General features: G+C 41.8%; 5 protein-coding genes. 3 read left to right on the forward strand and 2 right to left on the reverse strand.

Translation table 11 applies throughout. The annotated features are described in order from the left end of the window. Positions 1-5: 5 nt before the first annotated feature. The 3 genes from V7D18_RS00440 to V7D18_RS00450 are packed head-to-tail and all read left to right on the forward strand — an operon-like array spanning position 6 to position 3254. Positions 6-1373 (forward strand): N-acetylmuramoyl-L-alanine amidase family protein, encoded by a 1368-nt coding sequence (locus tag V7D18_RS00440; protein ID WP_426150357.1) that lies wholly within the window; start codon positions 6-8, stop codon positions 1371-1373. Then, positions 1361-2431 carry an N-acetylmuramoyl-L-alanine amidase family protein gene (locus V7D18_RS00445; RefSeq protein WP_426150359.1) on the forward strand — a complete coding sequence of 357 codons (1071 nt, stop codon included), beginning with the start codon at positions 1361-1363 and terminating at the stop codon, positions 2429-2431. The genes V7D18_RS00440 and V7D18_RS00445 overlap by 13 nt, the downstream gene beginning before the upstream one ends. A 28-nt stretch (positions 2432-2459) precedes the next feature. After that, a complete protein-coding gene (locus tag V7D18_RS00450; RefSeq protein WP_426150361.1) occupies positions 2460-3254 on the forward strand; it encodes a lytic transglycosylase domain-containing protein in 795 nt (264 codons plus the stop codon). A 125-nt stretch (positions 3255-3379) separates the two neighbouring features. On the opposite strand, the gene V7D18_RS00455 is transcribed toward V7D18_RS00450, so the two are convergent. Together V7D18_RS00455 and V7D18_RS00460 are read right to left on the reverse strand one after the other, a co-directional pair. Further along, positions 3380-3781 (reverse strand): response regulator transcription factor, encoded by a 402-nt coding sequence (locus tag V7D18_RS00455; RefSeq protein ID WP_426150363.1) that lies wholly within the window; start codon positions 3779-3781, stop codon positions 3380-3382. A gap of 20 nt (positions 3782-3801) precedes the next feature. Continuing rightward, complete coding sequence (locus V7D18_RS00460) at positions 3802-5544, reverse strand: DUF342 domain-containing protein (protein WP_426150365.1); 1743 nt, start codon at positions 5542-5544, stop codon at positions 3802-3804. Between the last annotated feature and the right edge of the window lie 456 nt (positions 5545-6000).

The raw sequence follows: 6000 nt of genomic DNA on the forward strand, positions 1-6000 counted from the left end.
ATTGAATGAAACAACAGAGGAAAGCTTTGGCGGTGGGCATTCTAAGCGCACTTTGTCTTTGTCTGACAGCTCAGAAGGTAACAGCGACGGAGTCCATAGACAGAGTAAGTATCAAAGTATCAATGAATATTGAAGCCGGTGACCGGCTGCCCAACATTCAGATTAATAAGACTGATGGTGAATGTTATGTAAATTCCGGTGATAAGAAATATACAATCAGGGAAGCGGAGTGGGTGACCTCTACCTCCAAGGATATGACAATCGGGGAAGAACCTAAGATGAATGTTACACTGACACCTTCCGATGAATATGATGCTTACTTTAAATCCAACTATGAGGCATCAAAGATTAAGATAAGCGGCGGATCCTATGTAAGCGCCAAACGAAGCGGCAGTGATCTGGTTGTCACACTGAGAGCCAAGGCGATTAAGGGACTGTATGCGGAACCGGAAGATATTGGCTGGAAGGATACGAGACTGGGGCAGGCTGTCTGGTCCAAGGGAGATAACACTTCAGGAGCTTATGAAATATGGCTGTACCTCGGTAAAAAAGTGATTTTTAAGAAAGAACAGGTAAAAGCAACCACCTATAATTTTTATCCATATATGACGGAGGAAGGCACGTATTCCTTTAAGATCCGATCAGTTCCATTTAAAGCAGATGAACTCAAGAACGGAAAGAAAAGCGGCTGGGTTGAGTCAGATGAACTGGTCATCAGGGACAGGGATGTTTCAGATGGGACAGGAAAAGAGTCTGATACGACTGCGGGAACCACAGCCAATCCGGAAAAGAAGACCGGCTGGGAAGAGCAGTCCGGAGTCTGGTATTACCGGTATGCGGATGGAAGCGTTCAGGCCAATTCCTGGCTTATGCTGGATGATGTTTACTACCGCTTTGACCAGAATGGAAAGATGATAACAGGCTGGTTTGTATCAGACTCCGATATTTATTATATGGACTCAAAGGGTGCCATGGTAAAAGGCTGGAATAAGATCGACAACAGCTGGTATTATTTCTATCCGGATAATGGCTATGAAGCACCAATGGGTGCGGCTGCAACCGGCTGGCAGATTGTTGATGGTTATTATCACTATTTTAATAATCAGGGTGCCATGCAGAAAGGCTGGATCAATCAGGCCGGAAGATGGTATTATCTGAATACGATACAGGGTAACTTAGAGGGGGCTATGTTAAAGGGGCTGTTTACCCGTGATGGCAAGACATACTATACTGGAGAAGACGGAGTAATGCTGACCGGCTGGCAAAAGGTGGACGGAGTATGGCGTTATTTTAACCAGCAGGATGGTGTTATGGCTGTCAGTACGGTAATTGATGGCTATCACATAGATGAGGATGGAGTATGGCAACAATGATAAGTATGAAAAGAAGATATTTCAACAGTCTGATATCAGCTGTTCTTATAGCATTGCTGCTGTCAGGAATAGCAGCGATCAGGATTCATGCCGCGGAATCAGTGGTAATCCGAAGTCTGAATTTAAAATTTACCAGTCAGTTTGGAGACCAGGAGATTCTCATGCCGGAGATATCCACAACAACAGCAGATGTTAGCATTCAGGATACCCTGTGGAAGCGTGATATTGACAAATGGAAAGCAGCCAAACAGGAGCGGGTTAGTGTTATTTTAACCTCTTCCAATATGGCCTTTGCAGAGACATACAACCGTACAGAATGTAAGATCACAGGTGCTAAATTTGTATCTGCGAAAGCTTTGGACAATCATACTCTGGAAGTGAAAGTAGATTATACTCCGGTGGTAAAACTGGGTAATACGGCACGTGCAGGCTGGGCTGACAGTAAAAAGACAAAAGCAGTATGGGATAAAGTGGAATTTGCAACAGGTTATCAGGTTGCCCTTTATGCAGATGATAAATTAAAAAAGAGAATATCAGTAGAAACCAATACGGCAGATCTTTCCGATCTTATGGATAAGAACGCAGTTTATTATTATGAAGTTAAAGCAATTGGTTTTACAGCAGATGACCGTAAGTACTTAAAAGAGGGAGACTATGTAACCTCACAGGATATAACTATGGAGTATGAAGGAAGTACCTCCGGTGAATGGAAAGGCAGCAGCTATGTAGAAGAAGACGGGGGTACGCCGAGAAACAGCTGGAAGCAGATTTTGAATGACTGGTACTATTTTGATGGTAACGGAGTACGCCGGACCGGCTGGGTTCAAACGGGAGTCAGGTGGTATTATTTAAATCCGGCTGATGGGAAGCTTCTTACAGGCTGGCAGTTTGTTAACGGAAAATGGTATTATCTGAATCCGGCAGGCGGAGAGATGCTGACAGGCTGGATTCAACCCCAGCCGGGAATCTGGTACTACATGAATACGGATGGAAGTATGGCAAGCAGCACCAATGTTGGCGGTTATCGGATTGGTGCTGACGGAAGATGGACACAGTAGAGGTTAAGAGCAGCAGGAGGATGAAAAAGTGGCGACGATAGATCAGTTGCAGATGATGGCGTTAGGGAGAACGCAGTCATTGGAAAAAGGAAAGACTGCAGGAAGCTCAGCAGGTGATTTTAAAAAGGTTCTGAAGTCAGTCATGGATGTGCCCCAAAACCTGGAAACTTTTTTTTCAGAGGCTTCCAGGACATATGGGGTTTCAAAAAAACTGCTGAAAGCAGTCGCCAAGGCTGAGTCTAATTATAACCCGGCGGCCACATCTCCCAAAGGTGCAGCAGGAGTGATGCAGTTGATGCCGGCTACAGCCAGATCATTGGGAGTTTCAGACCCCTATGATGCACGCAGCAATATACTGGGAGGCGCCAAATACTTAAGAGAAAAACTGGATAAGTATAATGGAGATGTAACGCTGGCTCTTGCAGCATACAATGCAGGAAGCAACAATGTGAAAAAGTATGGAGGGATTCCTCCATTTAAAGAGACTCAGGAATATGTTAAGAAGATCATGAAAGATATGGGAGTGTCAGATGATCAGGAAGATACAGCCGTATACGCATCAGGCTATTCTGAAAATACTGTTTCCGACCTATCCGATTATTTTTCAGATCAGGGATCCATTAATGGCTATGGGGCATCTCAGTGGCTGGATGTGCTGAAATCAATAGCCGGAAATGCAGATGGAACTGATGTAGATCTTGCATCTCAGAAAACGAATTCCTTATATCTGATTGAACTTATGAAGCTTCGGATGCAGATGGCTTCAAGCGGAGTATCCGGTCAGTTTGATGTAGATGATTCCAGCGGCGGAAGTTTATTATAATATTGTGTTTGTTATTGATCTTAAGATCAGATAATGGCGGAAAAAATACACCATCAATTGCAGCATATACAATTGATGGTGTATTTTTTTTGCACTGGCATATACTGGCTTAATCCTGACCAACCTTACTGCGTGCTATGTATTTGTGATGATGATTCTAAATTAATGCTCACCTTTTTAAGAGATTCAATAAAAAATGGTTTATTAATGGGCTTAAAGACAAAAGGAATTGCCGGACCCAGTTCCTTAACAACCTGCAGTGTCTTATCATACACGAGAGAACTGATAATAACAATGCCTGCCTTCGGGTGCTTATTCAGAATGCGTTTGGAAGTCTCTAATCCGTCTATTCCTGGTAAAATTATATCCATAGTGACGATATCCGGCATTATTTTCTCGTATGTTTCCAACGCCTCTTCTCCGCTACGGCACTGGCAGACCACTTCGTAATCTGTCCCCTCAAGAATTTTTCCAATTTCATTCCTTATTAAAATGGAATCATCAACAATCATAATCGTCTTTTTCATAATCTTTCCCTTTCTAAGAACTAATTAGTTCCTATAGTAATCTCGCCTTCGCTGTTTTTGTAAATAATACTGCTGGAACATTCCTCCTGAATTAAAAGACTGGAAGAACCCATTCGCACACGGACTACCGGTAAAAGCTGCCTGCATTTTATCAGACCGACCTGTTCTGAATCTTTTGAAGCAATTTCATTTAAACGATTATTTATTTCCTGTTCTCTGATATTTAAATAATCTGCAGCCTGCTTTAAGCTTTCAAGCAGCTGTTGCTTATCTGGTCTTTGTACTGATTCAAGATAATTGATATTTTTCCTGATTTCCGACAGATTGTGATGAAGCTGTTCCATCTCTCTGGTGAGACGGGACGATTCTTCTACGTTTTTTGGAACATTTGCAATTATTAATTCTGTAATCAGACGGCGCACTTTTGAACCGATAATGTTTGCATTGATATTGCTTCCAGCGAGGAGAGAACCTCCAATAATGACACCGATTCCTGAAGTTACTACAATGTCTTCACCGCTTTGTATTTTAGAGTTGATAATACTTTCTGCATAGACATTGCCCTCGGCTTTTACGGTACAATGTTCCAGATAACGGCATTTGATATATGATTCAGAAGTAAGGGTCCCCTTTCCGTTTCCAGACATTCCGCTGGCGATTGTAATGGGTCCCTGTGCTGAAATCTCAGCTCCTTCTACAGATCCGCGAATATCAATGCCTCCGGTGGCCTTTACAGAGAATCCGTTTCTTACATCTCCTGAAATAAAAATATCTCCGTCATAATCTACGTTTCCTGTACTATTATCGATATTACCATTAATCTTCAACAGTGGATCAACCTGAAACTTACCATTTGAAAAGGTAACATGCCCGGTTTTCTGAGAGATCAGGAGAGTACCATCCTCTGTTAGCTGCGTGTTGCGTCCAGCGGGGGCCGCTATGGGTGTCCCTTTTACGGTACAGGGATAAACCTGACCCTCTATGGTCATTCCGTTTTCTCCGGGAACAGCTGTAGTGATTTCACAAATGATCTCACCCTCTTTGACAGCCTGTATATTATTCAGGTTTTTATAATCGACAGAACCATTTTCATCCTCTTCGAACTCCAGCTGTACTACACGTTCAAAGTGGTCTTTTATCGAACCATCGATTCCATTCCTTGCAAGAACACCTCTGGCAATCAATAATACCTGATCATAGATATGTTCCTTTGCAATTGATTTTACCGTCTCATCCAATATTCCTGTTTTTATATGGTCCTGCGCAAGAAGAGACCGCAGATTCTCTTCGGTGATATCAGGACCGCCGTTTAAAGGCGGAATAACATATACCCATGCAGCCATACAGTCTCTGGAAATAAGTAATTGTGGTTGAGCCGCTTTTGGTTCTGGTTCACCAGCTGGTTCAGCAATGGTTTCTGCATTTTTCTTATAAATATTGGACAGGGTTTTCATTTTCATGGCAAATTGTCTGCGTTCAACATCCAGAAGATCTTCATTGACACGAAGAACCAGAGGATCATCAGAAGGTTCCCATATTAATACGGGCTCAACAGTTTCTTTGACATCTGGTTCGTCTGACGGATCAGGACTTGGGGGCAAACTGGAACTTGTTGATGTATTATTATCGATAACCCCGCTTTCTTCACTTTCTGGTAATTCGACTGGTTCAGAATGCGGTGTTTCGGTTTCTTCCAAAGACTCTGAAGTTCGTTTTGCATTTTGAAAAAGGCCAAAGAATCCTTTTCTGTTCTTATCTTTCATTTTTTTCTCCCCTAACATATGGACTACCAGACATATCTTATCCGGTGTCGGCAAATAGAGTATAATATAATCCCCATAATTGCGCTCTTATAAGGAAAGCAATCACACGTAAGACTGCAATACCTTAGTTACTTCATATTACATTCGCCGGTTAAATAAATATATAGATTGTTTATGGTTTCGTATTTGCCTGGATTGGTTTACTGAAAACGGAATACAGACGTACTGCATAATGATCAAAAACTACAAAATAATCCAATCAAACAGGCAGCAGAGAACACCTCCTTTTGTTTATAGTTATGAATATATATTTATATCGGCAGTTTGTAACAATAATATAACACAAATGATTGGTTTTTGGTTACTTTAATGATAAAAAACATAGTTTGAAACCTTAAAAAGTTATCGACAAAATATTCATAATAAGTGTTGACTTTTGTCGAAAGCTTTGGTATG

The sequence above is a fragment of the Lacrimispora sp. 38-1 genome (genome assembly GCF_049890855.1).
Taxonomy (GTDB): Bacteria; Bacillota; Clostridia; order Lachnospirales; family Lachnospiraceae; genus Lacrimispora.

Bases quoted from the DNA above. Each gene is read 5' to 3' on its own strand.
- V7D18_RS00445 (WP_426150359.1), top strand. From the start codon at position 1,361: ATGGCAACAATGATAAGTATGAAAAGAAGATATTTCAACAGTCTGATA.
- V7D18_RS00440 (WP_426150357.1), top strand. From the start codon at position 6: ATGAAACAACAGAGGAAAGCTTTGGCGGTGGGCATTCTAAGCGCACTT.
- V7D18_RS00460 (WP_426150365.1), bottom strand. From the start codon at position 5,544: ATGAAAGATAAGAACAGAAAAGGATTCTTTGGCCTTTTTCAAAATGCA.
- V7D18_RS00455 (WP_426150363.1), bottom strand. From the start codon at position 3,781: ATGAAAAAGACGATTATGATTGTTGATGATTCCATTTTAATAAGGAAT.